This is a genomic window from Brevundimonas sp. KH_058, assembly GCF_057838505.1.
In genome coordinates, this window is the sequence record NZ_CM174469.1 from 1,330,393 (window position 1) to 1,348,478 (window position 18,086).

An 18,086-nucleotide genomic window follows, 5' to 3' on the forward strand; every position below is an offset into this window, starting at 1 on the left:
GGCGAGACCGGGTGGGGGCGGCAGGGCGACGCCCCACAGACCTTTCTTGTCTCAAGGCCAGTGCGTCCCTGCCGGGCCGCCCCCACCCCGTCGCTGCGCGACGCCCCTCCCCGAACGGGGAGGGAGAAACCAGCGCGATCCCCACTCTATTTGCCCCCGCTCCCGCAACCCGCTAACGCCTGCGCCATGAACTTCGATTTCGACGCCCAGGTCACCGCCGCCCTGTTCGACAACTCCGGCGCCGTCTTCGCCCTCGGCGACGGCTCGATCCGGTTCGAGGACCGGACGCGGGTCGAGGCCCACGACGGCGCCGTGCTGTGCGCCTGCGTCCACCCGTCCGGCGACGGCGTGGTCACCGGCGGCGACGACGGCAAGGTCGTCTGGAGCCGCCGCGACGAGGATCCGGTCGTCCTGGCGACGGCCAGGAACCAGTGGATCGACGCCATCGACGCCTCGCCGGCCTCGGGCCTGATCGCCTTTTCCTTCGGCCGCACCCTGTCGGTGATCGATCCCAACGAGGTGGGCTTCCGTCGCGACTTCCAGCACGAGCGCACCGTCTCGGGCGTCGCCTTCGAGCCCAAGGGCCGACGCATCGCGACCTCGACCTATGGCGGGGCGGCGCTGTGGTATGCGCGGATCGAGAAACAACAACCGGTCAAACTGGCCTGGGCCGGATCGCACACCGGCGTCGCCTTTTCGCCCGACGGCGCCTTCGTCGTCACGACGATGCAGGACAATCAGATGCACGGCTGGCGCATCAAGGACGCCAAGAACCTGCGCATGGGCGGCTATCCGGGCAAGGTGCGGTCGATGGCCTTCCTGGCCAATGGTCAGCTGATGGCGACCTCGGGCGCGCAAGGCGCGGTCCTGTGGCCCTTCATCGGCTCGAACGGGCCGATGGGGCGTGAGGCGACCGAGATCGGCTATGACGACACGACCCTGGTCAATCTGGTCTCGGCCCGCGCCGATCAGGGCCTGCTGGCCGCCGGCCTGACCGACGGCCGCGTCTGGGTGGCGCATCCGGCGGCCCAGGGGCTGAACTTCGTCAAGGCCGAGAAGGGGCCGGCCATCGTCGCCCTGTCGCTCAGCCCCGCCGTCGACAAGGTCGCCTGGGCCGACGAGGACGGCGCCGCCGGCGTCGCCATCCTCTGATGGCGAAGGGTCGCAAGAGCTGGCGTCGCGTCGTGCTGACCGCCCTTCTGATCCTGGCCCTGATCCCGGTCGCCGGGGTGCTGATCGTCGCCGTCGCGCCGCCGCCGCCGACCATACTGATGCTGCGCCAACTCGCTCGCGGCGAGGGCATGGACTACCAGTGGCGTGGCCTGAACCAGATTTCGCCCAATCTTGTGAACGCCGCCATCGCCGCCGAGGACGCCCGTTTCTGCAGCCACCACGGCTTCGACATGGAGGCCATCCAGAAGGCGCTGGACCACAACGCGGAGGGCGGACGTATCCGGGGCGGATCGACCATCAGCCAGCAGACGGCCAAGAACGTCTTCCTTTGGCCGGGCCGCGACTGGATCCGCAAGGGGCTGGAGGCGGGCTACACCGTCCTGGTCGAGGCGGTCTGGTCCAAGCGCCGGATCATGGAGGTCTATCTGAACGTGGTGGAATGGGCGCCTGGCGTCTATGGCGCCCAGGCCGCCTCGCGCCACTGGTTCGGCAAGGACGCTCGTGATCTTAGCCCACGCGAGGCCGCACGCCTGGCCGCCATCCTGCCGGCTCCGCGTCGCTACGAAGCAGCCGCGCCCGGCCCCTATGTCCGCCGAAGGGCGTCTCGCATCCAGGCCGCGATGGGCACGGTGCGCAACGAGGGGCTGAACGCCTGCGTCGTCGGGCGGGGCTGACGCCAAAGCCTGGTTAACCCTTCCCCTTGAGGCTTCCCTTAACCGCCCGATGGCACATTGAGCGCTATTCGGGCGATCTGCGCCCTCGGGGATGATCATCGTGAAGGCTTTCACACGGATCGGCAAAGCGGTTCAGGGCCTGCGCAATCTGGCGGCGCGCCTGTCGTCCAACCGAGCGGGCAATGTGGCGATGATCTTCGCCCTGGTCATGCCGGCCTTGGTGATGGTCACCCTGGGCGGCATCGACATCAACCGCATCACCACGGTCAAGGCCCGCGTTCAGGACGCCCTGGACGCCGCCGCCCTGGCCGCCGCGCGGTCGTCCTATACTGATCCCGATGACCTGCAGGCCGTGGCTGTGGTGGCCTTGCGGGCCAATCTGCGAAACGCCTCGGTCGAGCCGTTCGCCGACGATGCGGTCAAGATCGTCCTGACCAAGGACCAGCTGATCGTCGCCGACATGCAGGTTCAGGTGAAGACGCTGGTCGCCAACGTCTTCCTTCCGCCCTACGGCAAGATCTTGGACGACACCCTGCCGGTCAGCGTCCATTCCGAGGTCAATCGGTCTTCCAAGGACATCGAAGTCTCGCTAGTTCTCGACATCACCGGCTCGATGGCCAGCAACAACCGCATCGGCGACCTGAAGAATGCGGCGAACCAGTTGGTCAAGCTGGTGGTTCAGCCGCCCGCCAAACAGACCCCCTACTATTCACGCATGGCCATCGTCCCCTATTCGATCGGGGTCAATGTGGGATCCTGGGCCGACGGCGCACGTGGAGCACCGGTCGCCTCGACTAATATAACCGGCGCGTCCTGGGCGGCGGCTGCGGCGAAGTCGATCGGCGGCATCACCCGCGCCTCGCCCGGCGTCGTCACCGCAAACGGTCACGGACTGGCGAGCAACGACTACGTATGGATCAGCAGCGTCAACGGCATGACCCAGATCAACAACCGCGCCTACCGCGTGGTCCGCATCGACGCCAACAAGGTCTCGCTGCAATACCAATCCGGTGGCAACTGGTATGCGCTGAACACGAACAGCGGCTACAGCAGCTACAGCTCCGGCGGCCAGATCCGCAAATGCACCCGCGAAGACTGTTTCGTCACCGTCACCTCGCGCAATCACGGCCTGTCCGAGGACGAGGGCGTCCAGATCGCCGGCGTCAACGGCATGACGGCGCTGAACACGACGAATGAAGGCCTCTACGAAGTCTTCGAGAAGACATCCAACGACGCCTTCGTCCTGCCTGTCGCCGGCGCGACCTATGCCGACTACACCAACGGCGGAACCGTCCAGTGCGGCCGCGACGGATGCGCCAAACGGGTCTTTCGGGATGCGCAATACAATCGCCTGACGGCATTCGACAACACCACTTGCGTCAGCGAGCGTACAGGATCGCAGGCCTATACCGATGCTGCGCCAAGCAGTTCCAGCTACGTCGGCCGGAACTATGCCGCCCCGCAACGCACGACGCCTGTCAGATCAGCGGGCAATCCATGCCCAGCGGCCACGATCCAGCCTCTGACGTCCAACATCGACACCCTGACGACCCTGGTGAACGGGCTGTCCGTCACGGGCTCTACATCCGGCCAGATCGGTCTGGCCTGGGGCTGGTATGCGGTCTCGAACCAGTTCAACAGCCTGTGGTCTTCGAACCCGGCCGCCGCCTATGCGCCGACCAAGGTGCTGAAGGCCGTGATCCTGATGACGGACGGCGAGTTCAACACTCCTTATTGCGGCGGCGTCATCGCTCGCGATGCTGGTTCAGGCTCGGGCAATCTCTTCGACAAGATCGCCTGCGACGCGACCAACGGCGACCCGTTCGACCAGGCGGCCCAGCTCTGCACCAGCATGAAGGCCAAGGACATCATCGTCTATACGGTCGGGTTCTCGATCACCCCCGGCAGCGAGGCCGCGACGATCCTGAGCACCTGCGCCACCGACAAGGACAAGGCCTTCCTGCCGCAGTCGGGCGCGGACCTGTCCAACAACTTCCAGGCCATCGGCCGCGACATCACCCGGCTGCGGATTTCCCGCTGACGGCCTACAGCAGGCGGATTTCCCGCAGGCGCTCGGTCAGATAGTCCTCGGCCAAGATGGTCTTGCCCGCATAGCGGTCGGGATTGTCCGGCGTAATGGCGCTGGGCAGGGTCTCGATGGGGAAGTCCGGGTTGAAGTGCAGGAAGAAGGGCGTCGAATAGCGGGCGAAACCGCGACGCTCGGGCGCAGGATTGACCACGCGATGGGTCGTCGACGGCAGGACGTGGTTGGTCAGTCGCTGCAGCATGTCGCCGATGTTGACGACCAGAGCGCCAGGCGGGGGCGCGATGTCCAGCCAACTGCCGTCTTTCTCCTTCAGCTGCAGGCCGGCTTCCTCGGCGCCCAGCAGCAGGGTGATGACGTTGATGTCCTCATGGGCGCCGGCGCGGACGCCCGGCGCATCGGCGGGCACCGGCGGATAGTGCAGCATGCGCAGGACGCTGTTGCCCATCTCGACCTTGTCAGCGAAGAAGTCGTCGCCCAGCTTCAGATAGCGGGCGATGGCGCGCAGGATCTTGGCGCCCAGGGCGTCCAGATCCTCGAACATGCCATAGAGATGCGGCTTGAAACCTTCGACCTCGGTCGGCCAGACGTTGTCGCGCATGTAGCGGCGATAGGGATGCCCTTCGGGGAGTTCGCGGCCGACGTGCCAGAACTCCTTCAAGTCGACCGTCTTGGCGTCCTTGGCCGCCTCGACCCCGAACGGCGTCAGGCCGCGCGCTCCGCCGGTGCCCGGCTGGTGATACTGGCGCTTCACGTCCTCGGGCAGGGCGAAGAAGGCCTTGGCGTCGTCGATGGCGGCGGTGATGCGCGTCTCGTCCAGCCCATGATCGGCGACAACCGCAAAGCCGTATCGTGAGAAGGAGGCGCCCAGGGCGTCGCTGAACGCCTGAAAGTCGGCGTCGTACTGGGTCATCGACACGGGCGTGATGGCGCGGCCGGCGGGGCTGTCGTTCAGGGTCGTGCTCACGGACGTCCTCGATCTGGGAATGTGCGGCGGTTCCCATACGCCTAATCCGCGCCCTTGTCAGTTCATCGTCGAACGGGGTCGCCAAGGCCGTTCACGCGCCATACAGCTTGGAACCTTCACAGTAAGCATACGTTTCCGCGCCAGAACTCATTAACCAAAGGACCATTCCATGCGCGCCAAGATCATCGTCGCCAGCGTCTCGATCGCCGCACTGCTGGGCGCCGCCGCCTGCACCACGACCGACCCCTATCGCTCGGGTCCCGTTCGCAACAACACCGGAACCGGCGCCATCGCCGGCGCTCTGGGCGGCGCGCTTCTGGGCTATCTGACCAACACCTCGAACGGCGAGCAGGGCCGCAAGAACGCCCTGATCGGCGCTGGCGTCGGCGCCCTGGGCGGCGCGGCCGTGGGCCAGTACATGGACCGCCAGCAGCGCGCCATGGAGGCCGAACTGTCGGGCTCCGGCGTCGGCGTGGCGCGCCAGGGCGACGTCCTGGTCCTGCGCATGCCGTCGGACGTGACCTTCGCCACCAACCAGTCCTCGATCGATCCACGCTTCCTGCCCGTTCTCGACGACGTGGCGCGCGTGCTGCAGCAGTATGACCAATCGACGGTGGACGTGATCGGTCACACCGATTCCTCGGGCGGCGATGCGATCAACCAGCCCTTGTCGGAACGCCGGGCCGGCAGCGTCGCGTCCGAACTGGTGCGTCGCGGCGTCATCGCCCAGCGCCTTTATGTCGCCGGGAACAGCGCGCGTAATCCGATTGCGTCGAACGCCACGACAGAGGGCAAGGCGCAGAACCGCCGCGTGGAAATCCTGATCCGTCCGTTCACCGGCTGATCGACGGCTTCATCTTAAGACTTGGGGAAGGGCGGCGTCGCAAGGCGTCGCCCTTTCTTTGTTCAATCACAGGCTTCGTGATTTGCGCGCACTGGCACACCATGGTTCTCGATCTCATCGGATCATGGGAACGACGCAGTGACGCCTGAGGATCGGGAGTTCGGGCAAGGCCTGAAGCTGACCGCCATCGCGGTGATCAGCGCCGTCTTGACGGCGACCCTCGTCATCGGCGCCGGCCAGGCGCTCTTGCGCGGCTTCGAACCGATCATCAGGCTGGAAGCAACCGTCGTCTCGCACGCACCTGCCGAATGATCCTGCTCCCCTTGTTCTGACGATCTCTCCGGCAAAGAAAAACGCCGCCTCCTTTCGGAAACGGCGTTCTGTCTTTCGACGACTTCGAGATCCGAAGATCGACCCGGAGAGAAGTCCGGATCGATCCCCCCAGAGGTCTTAGAAGTTGATGTCGATGGTCGCGCGGCGGTTGAGCGGTTCACGCACACCGTCGGCGGTCGGCTTGGCCAGGTTGGTTTCGCCTTTGCCGTCGAGGGCGATGACGCCGCCGTTGACGCCAGCAGCAACCAGCGAGTCCGCGACGGTGCGCGAACGGCGGTTGGACAGACCCAGGTTATAGGCGGCCGAACCCGAGGTGTCGGTGTAGCCGACGATCACGACGCGCGTCGGACGACCCGACTTGGCGTAGTTGGCGGCCTGCGTCACCACCGAACGGGCTTCCGCCGTCAGGTCCGAGCGATCCCAGTCGAAGTAGACCACGAACTGGCGAGCGACCGGTGCGGGCGGTGCAACCGGAGCCGGCGGCGGGGGCGGAGGCGGCGGGGGGGGCGGAGGAGGCGGGGGAGGCGGCGGCGGCGGCGCATCTTCCGCACCGAAGCTGTAGCGCAGACCCAGGGTCACGGTGTGCGACTGATCGTAGTCGCCATCCCATTCGCCGAACTGCGTCGCGCCCGGACCCGTGCCGACCGTGGTCGAGGCGAACGAGGCGTCGCCCGTCAAGTAACGGTAGGTCAGGTCGATGTTGGCGCGATCGGTGACCGCCCAGGCCAGACCGGCGATCGCTTGAGCGGCGAACTTGGTCGAGTCGTCGTCAGCCGTGAAAGTCGCGCCGCGGTTGGCGCGCAGGAAACCATTGGTGTCCGTCTTGACGTAGTTCACACCGGCGCCGAGGCCGACGAAGGGACGGATGCCCCAGGCTTCGTAACCGAGGTCATAGATGACGTTCGCCATCAGGGTGGTGGACTCGATATCACCTTCAGGCGAGGTGCACGGGCCGGTCGCCGGCGTCACATTGCAGAGGCCTTGCGTGCCCGAAACGGCACGAACGCGACCGATGTCGCCCGAGCGGTAGCCGCCTTCGAGTTCAACGCGCCAGTTGGGGTTGAAGCGATAGCCGAGACGGGCGAACGCCGCCCAGCCGTCGTTCACTTCATAGTTCCACGACGCGCCGGTCGTCGACGACTCGGCGTTGATGTCGTCGATCATGTGGTAACCGGCGTCGATCGCGCCGTACCAGCCATTCGGTTCTGCCGACGCAGCGCCAGCCGACAGGGCCAGGGCGGCCGCTGCGCTGGAGGCCAGCACGAAAGTCTTCATACGCATAGGGGGTAGCCCTCCGCCTCTGTTATAGTAGGGGCGGGTCTACCGCCTAGGCCGGTCTTACCAGCCTTGCTGTAGAAGGTCGAGGCGGAAACGTGACCGATATCAACTGTGCAGCGCTCACCGTGGCGTTGATGCTACAGGTAAATTTGTCAGTTTGTCGATGTTTCGTTAACTTCTGGACCAGCGAACGTCACAATCTCAAAACGCGTGACAGCCAACTCATCCGGGTGGGCGGCGCTACATCATAGTTTGCCCGCTCATTCCTGCACGACCTGCATGCCTAGCCACTCTGCGATCAAGGCAGGCTTGTCGGCGCTCTCGATTTCCACAGTCAGCTCGTGCTTCAACACCCACCTGCCGCCGCCCTTGTCCTCTGCGGCCAATAGCTTGAACCGGCCACGAATGCGTGCCCCTGCCGGAACCGGAGCCAGGAACCTCAGCTTGTCGAAGCCGTAGTTGACACCCATCGTCACACCATCCAACGGCGCGACCGCGTCGTAGCTCATGGCGGACGCCAGACTCAGTGTCAGAAAACCATGCGCTATGGTTCCGCCGAACGGCGTCACCCTGGCCGCCTCGGGATCGACATGGATGAACTGGTGATCCTCGGTGCAGTCGGCGAAGGCGTCGATCCGGGCCTGGGTGACGTCGAACCATTTCGACACCCCGACCTCCTGGCCGATCAGTCCCTGAAGTTCACTGGCCTTGGTCATCGCGCCCTCTCTCTTTTGCTTTGAGAAGAGGTTGGCCGACCGGCGCCATGAAGGAAAGACCCTCAGCCGCCGAACCGACCTTCGATGATGTCGGCGTACAGCGTCGGATCGACATTGCCGCCCGACAGGATGATCGCCGTCGTCAACCCTTCCGTCCCGATCTTTCCGGCCAAAAGAGCCGCCAGGGACACCGCGCCACCGGGCTCGATCACCAGTTTCAAATGACGGAAGGCGAACCGCATCGCCTCCGCGACCTCTGCGTCAGACACTGTGATCGCGCCGGCCAGCCGTTGATTGATCGGCCAGGTCAGCACCCCCGGCATCGGCGACATAAGCGCATCGCAGATCGACGGCGCGCCTTGCGGATGCCCGACCCGCGCGCCCGCCGCCAGCGACCGCGCCGTATCGTCGAACGCTTCCGGCTCCACCACGAACACCTTCGTCGAAGTACTGCGCTCGGCCATCACCAGATTGATCCCCGCCATCAGCCCGCCGCCGGAGGCGCCGCACAGCAACTGATCGAACGGCGCATCGGCCTGATCCAGCATTTCCAGCGCCGTCGTTCCTTGTCCTTCGATTACGAAGGGATCGTCGAAGGGCGGAACCAGTATCGATCCGCGCTCGGCGGCGATGCCCGCGCCGATGGCCTCGCGGCTCTCGGTCCAGCGGTCGTAGAAACGCACTTCTCCGCCGAAATCGATCACCCCCTCGACCTTAACCTTGGGGGAATCCGACGGCATGACGATGATGGCCGGCATCCCGACGAGGGCAGCGGCGGCGGCTACCCCCTGCGCATGGTTGCCGGACGAGAAGGCGACCACCCCGCGCGCCTTCTCCTCGGCGCTCAGCCGGCTGATGCGGTTGTAGGCGCCGCGAAACTTGAAAGCCCCGGCGCGCTGGAGGTTTTCGGCCTTCATCAGTACCCGTCCGCCGACCACGGCGTTCAGGGCGGGGCTTTCGAGCAGCGGCGTGCGGACAGCGACGCCGTCGATCTGGCGGGCGGCGTCGAGGACGCCTTCATAGCTGGGCAGACGCGTCGTCATATGCTCCCCTTAGCCCAAGGTCCGAGCGCCGCGTAAGGCGTCCAAGGGAGAAACGTCTTGAGCCTGATCCTCGCCATCGACCAGGGCACGACCTCGACCCGCGCCATCGCCTTCGAGATCGCGCCTCAAGCAGCGCGAAGCGCGGTAGGCGAAAGAATGGGGGATTTGCGCCCCGTCGCCGTCAGCCAGATCGAACTGGCCCAGCATTTCCCCAAGTCCGGCTGGGTCGAACACGATGCTGCCGAGATCTGGACCGCGACCCTTCAGACCTGCCGCGAAGTGGTGCGAAAGGCCGGCGGGGTCGCCCGTTTCGCCGCCATCGGCATCACCAACCAGCGCGAGACGGCGGTGATCTGGGACGCCGCGACGGGCGAGCCTTTGCATCGCGCCATCGTCTGGCAGGACCGGCGCACGGCCGACGTCACCGCCCGCCTGACCACCGAAGGACATGAGCCCATGGTCCAGGCCGCGACCGGCCTGATCCTCGACCCTTATTTCTCGGCGACGAAATTCGCCTGGCTGCTGGACGCCGTGCCGGGATCGCGCGAGCGCGCGGCCAAGGGCGAGGTCAAGCTGGGCACGATCGACGCCTGGCTGATCTGGAAACTGACCGGCGGCCGGGTCCACGCCACCGATGCGACCAATGCGTCGCGCACGGCCCTGATGGATCTGAAGACGGTCGAATGGCGCGACGACCTGTGCGCCCTGTTCTACGTGCCGCGCGAAGCTCTGCCCGACATCGTCCCCTGTGCGGGCGTGATCGGCGAGACCGATCCGGCGCTGTTCGGCCGCCCCCTGCCTATCGCCGGATCGGCGGGCGACCAGCAGGCGGCCCTGGTCGGCCATGGCGCGTTGAAGGCCGGCGACGCCAAGATCACCTATGGGACCGGCGCCTTCCTGGTCGCCAATGTCGGGGCCAAGCCCGTGGCCTCGACCCGGCGGCTGCTGGGCACGCTGGGCTATCAGGCCGACGGCGAGACCGCCTATGCGCTGGAGGGGTCGATCTTCTCGGCCGGGTCGGCGATCCAGTGGCTGAGGGACGGGGTCAAGCTGATCTCCGAGTCGCGTCAGTCGGAGGCGATGGCGCAGGAACTGCCCGACAACGGCGGGGTCTATATGGTGCCGGGCTTCACCGGCCTGGGTGCGCCGTGGTGGGAGCCGGAGGCGCGGGGAACCGTCGTCGGGCTGACGCGGGATTCCGGCCCGGCTCATTTCGTTCGCGCGGCGCTGGAGGCCCTGGCCTATCAGACGCGAGACCTGCTGGACGCCCTGGCCCAGGACGGCGCCCCCCCGCTGAAGATGCTGAAGGTGGACGGCGGCGTCACCGCCAACAGTTTCGCCATGCAGTTCGTCGCAGACATCTGCGAGGTCGAGGTCGAGCGGCCGGCGTTTCAGGAGATGACGGCTCTGGGCGCGGCGCGCCTGGCGGCATTGGGCGTCGACCTGCTGCCCGATCTGGAGGCGCGCCCGGCGGAGGCGCCCGCCTGCTGGAAACCGCGCATGAAGACTGACGAGCGCGAGCGTCTGCTTTCCGGCTGGCGCCGCGCGGTGAAGGCCGCCATCATCGCCGCGCCGGACCGGGCCTAAGATCCGGGCGGCTCAAAGGAAACACCAAAGAACGGACCGGGCCGCCCATGACCGACGCCTCTTCCCTCGACGCTCAGACTGCCTTTTCCGGCACGCGCGAGGTCGATCCCCGCTACCGGCTGGACGAGGCGGCGCTGGACGCCTGGATGGCCGCCCACGTCGCGGGCTACGCAGGCCCGCTGGCGGTGCGCCAGTTCAAGGGCGGCCAGTCGAACCCGACCTATGAGCTGACCACGCCCGCCAAGAGCTATGTCCTGCGGCGCAAACCGCCGGGCGTCCTGTTGCCCAGCGCCCACGCCGTGGACCGCGAGTTCCAGGTCATCTCCGCCCTCGCCGCCCAAGGCTTCCCGGTGGCGAAACCCCACGCCCTGTGCCTGGACGAAGCCGTTATCGGCTCGATCTTTTATGTGATGGACAAGGTCGAGGGGCGGATCTTCTGGGACCTGAAACTGCCCGGCCTGACGCCCGCAGAACGCCGCGCCGTCTACGAGGCCCAGACGGATACCCTGGCCCGTCTGCACGCCTTCGACCCCGCCGCCATCGGCCTGGGCGACTATGGCAAGGCCGGCAACTATTTCGCCCGCCAGGTCGGGCGCTGGACCAAACAATATCACGCCTCGGAAACCAAGCCTGTTCCGGCCATGGACCGGCTGATCGCCTTCCTGCCCGACAGCCTGCCGCCCGAGGGGCCGAGCCGCATCGTCCACGGGGACTTCCGCCTCGACAACATGATCCTGGCGCCCGAGCGCGCGGAAGTGCGGGCCGTGCTGGACTGGGAGCTGTCGACCCTGGGCGATCCGATGGCCGATTTTTCCTATCTGCTGATCGCCTGGGCCATTCCGGCCAGCTTGCGCAACGGCCTGGCCGGCGCCGATCTGGAGGCCTTGGGCATCCCCTCTGTCGAGGAGACGGTCGAACGCTACGCCGCCGCCACGGGGATGCGGCCCGCCAATCTGGAATGGCTTTACGCCTACAACCTGTTCCGCCTGGCGGCCATCTGCCAGGGCATCGCCGGCCGAGTCCGCGACGGCACTGCCGCCAGCGCCCACGCCAAGACCATGGCCGCCCAGGTCGGTCCGCTCAGCGACGCGGCCTGGGGTTTCGCGAAGAAGGCCGGCGCCTAATCCCTGACGGCGGCGCCCAGGATGCGCTTGTCGGTCTTGCCCTGGACCAGCACCGCAACCGCCTCGCCGGAGCGAGAGGGGGGCAGGGTATAGAGCATGGGTCGGCCGCGCCATTCGCCCAGGCGGGTGACACCGCGCACGACGTTCATGTGCCGCATCGACTGGCCGCGATTTTCGCCTTGGCGGACCTCGACCACCTGAGGGCCGGGCGTATAGGTCACCGCCACCACCTCGGCGCCGCCGACGGGGGCGCGGCCCGAGCCGACGCCGACGCCGTTTCCGTTCTCGCGGAACTCGATCTGGGGCGGCCAGGCCTGGCGCACGGCTTCCTGGCCGATAGCGGTTTCAAGCTCAAAGCTGCGGGCGCCCGACATCTGACGACGGCCGTCGATCACCACCTGGGGCGTCGAGACGCCGCGCTGGCGCAGGGCGGCGCGATAGGCGCGCTGGCGCTGAACGAACTCCGGGCGGGCGAAGGTGTCGGTCCAGCCCAGATAGTCCCAATAGTCGACGCCATAGGTCAGGGCGATCACGCCAGGCTGGGCCGCCGCCTTCTCGACCGCCGCATTGGCCTCGACGCAGCCGCCGCAGCCTTGGGCGGTGAACAGTTCGACCACCACCGGCGGGCCGTTGGTCACGGCGTGACGCGGCGCAAGCGGCGGACGACCCACAGTCGGCTGGGCCGCCGAGGCGACGGACATGAGGGCGCCCGCCATGACCGAGCCCGCGATGATCCAGCCCTTGGTGTTCATGCCGTCGTTCTTACCCCAGGCCCGATGCGGAACGCCTCATAATCGCGTGACCCACTTTCCTCAGCTCTCAGTCCATCAGCTGTTGCGACAGATAGACATAGTGCCTGGCCCAGCGGCGAGCGTTGGCCACAGGGTCGGCGTCGTTGGAGTGACCGCCGGCCGTGTCCTCGAAATAGAGGTGGTCGTGGCCCTGATCACCCAGGCGGGCGGCGAATTTGCGCGCATGACCGGGGTGGACCCGGTCGTCGCGGGTGTTGGTGGTCAGATAGACGCGCGGATAGGCCACGTCGGGCCGCAACTGTTGATAGGCCGAATATCGGGCGATCCAGGCTGCTTCTTCCGGGATGCGCGGGTCGCCGTATTCGCCGATCCAGGACGCCCCGGCCGGCAGCTCGTGATAGCGCAGCATGTCCACCAGCGGGCTCTCGATCACCGCCGCATTGAACAGTTCGGGATGCTGGGTGATCGACACGCTGGTCAGCACGCCGCCGTTCGAGCGGCCATAGATGCCCAGGCGACGCGGGCTGGTGATCCCGCGCTGTTCCAGATCGCGCGCCACGGCGGCGAAGTCGTCGAAGGCCTTCTGACGATCGCCGTCCAGCGCCGCCTGGTGCCAATCCGGCCCGAACTCGCCGCCGCCACGGATGTTCGCCTGGACGAAGACGCCGCCCCGCTCCAGCCACAGCTTGCCCATCTCGGGCTTGTAGGCCGGGTTCAGGCTGACCTGGAAGCCGCCGTAGCCGAGCATGATGGTCGGGTTCGATCCGTCCAGCTTCATGTCGCGTGGACGGGTGATGAAATAGGGAATCTTGGTCCCGTCGGTCGAGGTGGCCTCATACTGTTCGGTCACGTCACGCGCGGCGTCGAACTTGGCCGGCGCCGACTTCAGCGTGGTCAGGGTCGCGGCGTCGGCATCGGCCAGGCTGAGCGTCGGCGGGACCAGGAACCCTTGGGTCGAGACGAAGACCTCGCCGCGCGACTTGGACGAGTCGCCCAGGCCGACAGCGAGGTTGTCGGGAACCGCGATGTCCGTGCGCGGCCATCCCCACTCGCCACGATCCTGGAAAACTGCCGCACGGCCGCGAACATTGTCGGTGTAGGACACCACGACGCGATCGGAGAGGACGCGGACATCAGCCACGGCCTGACGCGCCTCCGGCCGGAAGATCACATCGGAAGCATTGGTGAAGACGAAGTCTCCCGTGGCCGTCGCCGGATGCAGCACCTCCAAAACCTCGGCCAAAAGGTCGCCGGCCTTGCGATCTTTGCCACGTCGCGACCAGGTTTCTTCGGCCGTAAAGACCAGCTTGCCGTTCAGCACCCCGTGGACGGAAACACGGGAGGGAAGTTCGAGGCGCACAGGCCGACCATCCACCAACTGCCACGTCTCGGACCGGAAGGTGTCCAACGGACGCGTGATGATGACCGCCGCGACCTTGCCGTCCTTGTCGCGATAGACGGCGGGGCTGACCCCATAGCCGCCGTCGCCCTGTTCGCCGCGGTAGACCTCGGTCGCCTGGGCCAGGGTCTGGCCGCGCTTCAGCGTCTTTACGATGAAGGGATAGCCCGACTCCGTCATTGTTCCTGCTCCGAAATCGGTGGCGACCAGAAGCGTTTCGCGGTCCAGCCATTCGATGCGGTGCTTGCCCTCGGGCAGGCTGAAGCCAGCGTTTAAGAACTGCTTGGTCGTCAGGTCGAACTCGCGCACGACCACCGCGTCCTTGCCGCCGTCGGACAGGTTGATCAGGCAGCGGGTTTCGTCTGGCGCCAGGCAGTCGGCGCCCTTGAAGACCCAGTCCTTGCCCTCGGCCTTGGACAGGGCGTCGATGTCCAGCAGAGTCTCCCACTGCGGCGTCGCGGTGCGGTAGCTGTCCAGCGTCGTGCGGCGCCAGACGCCCTTGGGATTGGTCGCGTCCTGCCAGAAGTTGCCGACCCCGTCGCCCAGGGAGCTGGGCGTGGGGATGCGGTCGGTGGCGGTCAGGATGGCCTGGGCCTCGGCGCGGAAGGTCTCGTAGCGCGGGTCGCCGGTCAGGACGGCGAGAGACTTGCGGTTCTCCTCGGCGACGAAGGCCATGGCCTCAGCCCCGTCCACCTGCTCCAGCGCCAGGTGATCGTCCGCCGCCGCCACGCCTGCCGGGGTCAGGTCGCGCGGGAAATGGGGTGGGGGAAGTTGCGTCGTCAAAGCGGCGCCATCTGGCCCAGAACAGTCATAACAGACCGGCTTGTCTTGCGCCGGAGCCGTCGCGGTCTGTGCGAGCACGGGCGTCGCCCCGATCAGAAGGGCCGGAATGGCGGCGGACAGGATCAGGTGACGCATTCGAAAACTCCGCTTTGTCGATCCTCCCCCGCATCGCGGGGGAGGGGGACCGCCGTCAGGCGGTGGAGGGGGCGGAACCAGGCAGGGGTGAGCGGGGTCGCCCCCTCCACCACTTCGTGGTCCCCCTCCCCCGTTCGCAAGCGCTCACGGGGGAGGATCGATCGGTCCTATTCCTGCGCCGGCGTGTCCATCAGGCGGCGCGACAGATAGGTGTATTCCAGCGCCAGGCGACGCGCGGTCTCGCGCAGGTTCGCCCCGGCCGCATGGCCGCCGTCGACGTTCTCGTAGAACAGGACCGGATAGCCCAGTTCCTCAAGCCGCGCCGCCGCCTTGCGGGCATGGCCGGGATGGACGCGGTCGTCCTTGGTCGAGGTATGGATGAAGACTTCCGGGTAAGGCTGGCCGGCGCGCAGGTTCTGATACGGCGAATAGGCCTCGATCCAGGCGCGCTGTTCGGGGATGTCCGGGTTGCCGTATTCGCCGATCCACGAGGCGCCGGCCAGCAGCTTGTGGAAGCGCAGCATGTCGAACAGGGGCACCTGGATGACGGCGGCATTGATCAGGTCAGGGCGCTGGGTCAGCATCGCCCCCATGAACAGGCCGCCTTGCGAACCGCCCATGATGCCCAGCTTGGGCTGGCTGGTGATGTCGCGGGCGATCAGGTCCAGGGCCACGGCCTGGAAATCCTCGTGCGCCCGCTGGCGGTTCTGTTGCAGGGCCGCCTCGTGCCAGCGAGGGCCGAACTCGCCGCCGCCGCGCGTATTGGCGATGACATAGACGCCGCCGCGCTCCAGCCACAGCTTGCCGACCGTGGCCGAGTAGCCGGGCAGCAGCGAGCTTTCGAACCCGCCGTAGCCGTACAGCAGGGTGGGGTTGGAGCCGTCCAGCGGCATGTCCGCCTTATGGACCACGAAATAAGGGATCATCGTGCCGTCGGCCGAGCGGGCCTCGTGCTGGTCCACCGTCATGCCGGCGGCGTCGAACTTGGCCGGCATCGACTTGACCTGATCCACCGCGCCGGTCGCCGCATCGGCCAGCCACAGGCTGGACGGGTTCAGATAGCCGGTGACGCTGACGAAGACCTTGTCGTCTTTCTCGGACGCCGACCCCACGCTGACCGAGACGTTCTGCGGCAGATCCAGGGTCGTGTGCGCCCATTCGCCGTCACCGGGGGTGTAGACCCGCACCGAGCCGCGCACATTGTCATAAAGGGCGACGACCAGCCGGTTGCGCGTAACGTTGACGCCCTCGATGGCCTGACGCTCGGTCGGGCGCAGCACCAGTTGGGCCGGGGTCGCCGGATCGGCCAGCCAGGCCTCAAGGGGCCAGGCGATCAGGTCGCCGGTCTTGAAGTCCTGGCCCGACGGCGCGGTCCAGTCCTGTTTCAGCGACACCAGAAGCTGGCCCTGAACCAGGCCGGTGATGTCCGACTTGGCCGGCAGCTGTAGCTGCGTCAGGGCGCCGTCGTCGGTCAGGCGCCAGGTCTCGGATGAATAGAAGTCCACCGAACGGTTGATCAGCGTCGCCTTCACCACCCCGTCGGAGTCGCGCAGCGTATAGCCGGATACCGAGACGTCGGTCGGCTGGCCGGTGAACAGGGTCTCGGCCTGATCCAGGCCCTGACCGCGCTTCAGACGCTTGACCACCATCGGATAGCCAGAGTCGGTCAGGGTGCCGGGACCGAAGTCGCGAGAGATCAGCAGAGTGTCCTTGTCGATCCACGACGCGCCGCCCTTGGATTCCGGCAGGACGATGCCGCCCTCGACGAACTTGCGCTCGACGCTGTCGAACTCACGCAGCGTCACCGCGTCTTTGCCGCCGTTCGACAGGCTGAGCAGGCAATAACGCTCCTCGGGCGCCAGGCAGGTCGCGCCCTTGTAGACCCAGTTCTGGCCCTCGGCTGCGGCCAGGGCGTCGACGTCCAGGATGGTCTGCCATTCCGGCGTCGCGGTGCGATAGCTGTCCAGTGTCGTCCGGCGCCAGACGCCGCGCACGTGCTGGGCGTCCTGCCAGAAGTTGTCGATATGGCCGTCGTGGGTGAAGCCGGGCGAAGGGATGCGGTCCTGGGCCTGGACGATCTCCAGCGCCTGCTGGTGCAGCGGTTCGTAGCGCGCATCGCCCTGCAGCACGGCGAAGGTGCGTTCGTTGTGGGCCTTGACCCATTCCATCGCCCGCTCGCCCTCGACCTCCTCCAGCCACAGATGGGGATCGGTCGCGTCGCTAGTGGCGAAACCGCCGGAAGCGGATGCGGAAGACTCGTCAGGAGTATGGGCCATGGATACCGAGGTCAGGCTGGTGGAGGCGAGAAGGGCCGCGAGCGCGACGGCGGAATAACGGATCATGGACAGTCCCCGAAAACGACGCCGGCACCTTAGCGGCGGCGCGGTCGTCGGCAAGTCGCGCGACCTTACCGTTTTGTCACACCGGCATCAGTCCTCGTCTTCGATACACAACAGATTGCCGCAGGCCTTGCAGTGGACCGCGTCCTGATCGTGGGTCTGAAGCCCGCAGGCCTCGCACGGATAGCGCACCTTGTGCGGCTTGATCAGGGCCTGGGCCAGACGCAGGAACAGGGTGATGCCCACCAGCATGATGGCGATGGACAAGAGCTTGCCCAGCGATCCGGGCAGGGTCACGTCGCCGAAGCCCGTCGTCGTCAGGGTCGCCACGGTGAAATAGAGGGCGTCGATATAGCCCGCGATCCCGTCATGCCCCAGGAAGGTGGCATAGACGAAGCCCGTCGTGACGAAGACGAAGGTGACCAGACTGGACAGGGCGCGCACGATCCCCTCGATCCGCGTATCGTCGAACCGGGCCCCGATGGTGCGCCAGAAGAAATCCGAGTTCAGCACCGTCCACAACCGCAGCAGCCGCAGGAAACCCAGATTGAACAGCCAGGCGGGGAACAGCAGGGTGGCCAGGATGAACAGGTCCATCCAGACGATGGGCCGCTTCAGCCAATCCCTGATGTCCGAATAGGCATAGGCCCGCGCGGCAAGATCCGCCGCCAGGATCGTCGCCACCAGATAGTCCAGCGCATAGAAGGCCCAGCCCATGTTCTTCAGTATCGGCGAGGCCAGGAAGAAGGCGATGATGGCGAAGTCGACGGCGATCACGGTCAGCCGGAACTTCACCGCCGCCGGCTGGCTGCCGTGATACAGGTATCGCAGTCGGGCGCGCAGGCGCAGGCTGTCGTCCTTGGGGTCGGTTTCGGTCTGGGACACGCTGGTTTCC

At 66.6% G+C, this 18,086-nt stretch carries 15 protein-coding genes; 7 read left to right on the forward strand and 8 right to left on the reverse strand.

Annotated elements, in window-relative coordinates:
- Positions 1 to 186: 186 nt before the first annotated feature.
- From AC3ISA_RS06330 to AC3ISA_RS06340, 3 genes are all read left to right on the forward strand, one after another.
- Positions 187 to 1,152 carry a WD40 repeat domain-containing protein gene (locus AC3ISA_RS06330; RefSeq protein WP_372691570.1) on the forward strand — a complete coding sequence of 322 codons (966 nt, stop codon included), beginning with the start codon at positions 187 to 189 and terminating at the stop codon, positions 1,150 to 1,152.
- Positions 1,152 to 1,847 carry a monofunctional biosynthetic peptidoglycan transglycosylase gene (gene mtgA, locus AC3ISA_RS06335; protein WP_372691571.1) on the forward strand — a complete coding sequence of 232 codons (696 nt, stop codon included), beginning with the start codon at positions 1,152 to 1,154 and terminating at the stop codon, positions 1,845 to 1,847. The genes AC3ISA_RS06330 and mtgA overlap by 1 nt, the downstream gene beginning before the upstream one ends.
- A gap of 100 nt (positions 1,848 to 1,947) precedes the next feature.
- Complete coding sequence (locus AC3ISA_RS06340) at positions 1,948 to 3,888, forward strand: ubiquitin-activating E1 FCCH domain-containing protein (protein WP_372691573.1); 1,941 nt, start codon at positions 1,948 to 1,950, stop codon at positions 3,886 to 3,888.
- Positions 3,889 to 3,892: 4 nt separating this feature from the next.
- Here AC3ISA_RS06340 and AC3ISA_RS06345 read toward each other — a convergent pair whose 3' ends face one another.
- Positions 3,893 to 4,804 carry an isopenicillin N synthase family dioxygenase gene (locus AC3ISA_RS06345; protein WP_372691738.1) on the reverse strand — a complete coding sequence of 304 codons (912 nt, stop codon included), beginning with the start codon at positions 4,802 to 4,804 and terminating at the stop codon, positions 3,893 to 3,895.
- 223 nt (positions 4,805 to 5,027) lie between these two features.
- On the opposite strand from AC3ISA_RS06345, the gene AC3ISA_RS06350 reads away from it, so the two are divergent.
- The gene (locus AC3ISA_RS06350; protein ID WP_372691574.1) at positions 5,028 to 5,702 is read left to right on the forward strand and encodes a YiaD family glycine zipper/OmpA-like lipoprotein; all 675 of its coding nucleotides are present in this window, start codon (positions 5,028 to 5,030) and stop codon (positions 5,700 to 5,702) included.
- 138 nt (positions 5,703 to 5,840) lie between these two features.
- Positions 5,841 to 6,014, forward strand: coding sequence for a hypothetical protein (locus AC3ISA_RS06355; RefSeq protein WP_372691575.1), 174 nt, complete (start codon positions 5,841 to 5,843; stop codon positions 6,012 to 6,014).
- A 138-nt stretch (positions 6,015 to 6,152) separates the two neighbouring features.
- Here AC3ISA_RS06355 and AC3ISA_RS06360 read toward each other — a convergent pair whose 3' ends face one another.
- The 3 genes from AC3ISA_RS06360 to AC3ISA_RS06370 all read right to left on the reverse strand — a co-directional run bounded on the left by AC3ISA_RS06360 (position 6,153) and on the right by AC3ISA_RS06370 (position 9,072).
- Positions 6,153 to 7,310: an outer membrane beta-barrel protein gene (locus AC3ISA_RS06360; protein WP_372691739.1), complete on the reverse strand. Its 1,158-nt coding sequence runs from the start codon at positions 7,308 to 7,310 to the stop codon at positions 6,153 to 6,155.
- A gap of 263 nt (positions 7,311 to 7,573) precedes the next feature.
- The gene (locus tag AC3ISA_RS06365) at positions 7,574 to 8,029 is read right to left on the reverse strand and encodes a MaoC family dehydratase (protein ID WP_372691576.1); all 456 of its coding nucleotides are present in this window, start codon (positions 8,027 to 8,029) and stop codon (positions 7,574 to 7,576) included.
- Positions 8,030 to 8,091: 62 nt separating this feature from the next.
- A complete protein-coding gene (locus AC3ISA_RS06370) occupies positions 8,092 to 9,072 on the reverse strand; it encodes a threonine ammonia-lyase (RefSeq protein WP_489179781.1) in 981 nt (326 codons plus the stop codon).
- A gap of 63 nt (positions 9,073 to 9,135) precedes the next feature.
- Here AC3ISA_RS06370 and glpK point away from each other — a divergent pair, with 63 nt between their 5' ends.
- Entirely contained in the window at positions 9,136 to 10,659 is a 1,524-nt protein-coding gene (gene glpK / locus AC3ISA_RS06375; protein ID WP_372691741.1) for a glycerol kinase GlpK, read from the forward strand.
- Between the two features lie 47 nt (positions 10,660 to 10,706).
- Positions 10,707 to 11,783, forward strand: a complete 1,077-nt coding sequence (locus tag AC3ISA_RS06380) for a phosphotransferase family protein (RefSeq protein ID WP_372691578.1) — start codon at positions 10,707 to 10,709, stop codon at positions 11,781 to 11,783.
- Here the strand turns inward: AC3ISA_RS06380 and AC3ISA_RS06385 are convergent.
- The 4 genes from AC3ISA_RS06385 to AC3ISA_RS06400 all read right to left on the reverse strand — a co-directional run bounded on the left by AC3ISA_RS06385 (position 11,780) and on the right by AC3ISA_RS06400 (position 18,076).
- Entirely contained in the window at positions 11,780 to 12,535 is a 756-nt protein-coding gene (locus tag AC3ISA_RS06385; RefSeq protein ID WP_489179782.1) for a DUF1223 domain-containing protein, read from the reverse strand. The two genes, AC3ISA_RS06380 and AC3ISA_RS06385, sit on opposite strands and share 4 nt — an antisense overlap.
- Positions 12,536 to 12,602: 67 nt before the next feature.
- Complete coding sequence (locus AC3ISA_RS06390; protein ID WP_489179783.1) at positions 12,603 to 14,852, reverse strand: prolyl oligopeptidase family serine peptidase; 2,250 nt, start codon at positions 14,850 to 14,852, stop codon at positions 12,603 to 12,605.
- 167 nt (positions 14,853 to 15,019) lie between these two features.
- Positions 15,020 to 17,194, reverse strand: a complete 2,175-nt coding sequence (locus AC3ISA_RS06395) for a prolyl oligopeptidase family serine peptidase (protein ID WP_489179784.1) — start codon at positions 17,192 to 17,194, stop codon at positions 15,020 to 15,022.
- A gap of 87 nt (positions 17,195 to 17,281) precedes the next feature.
- On the reverse strand, positions 17,282 to 18,076 hold the full coding sequence (locus AC3ISA_RS06400; protein WP_489179785.1) for a potassium channel family protein: 795 nt from the start codon (positions 18,074 to 18,076) through the stop codon (positions 17,282 to 17,284).
- Positions 18,077 to 18,086: the final 10 nt, after the last annotated feature.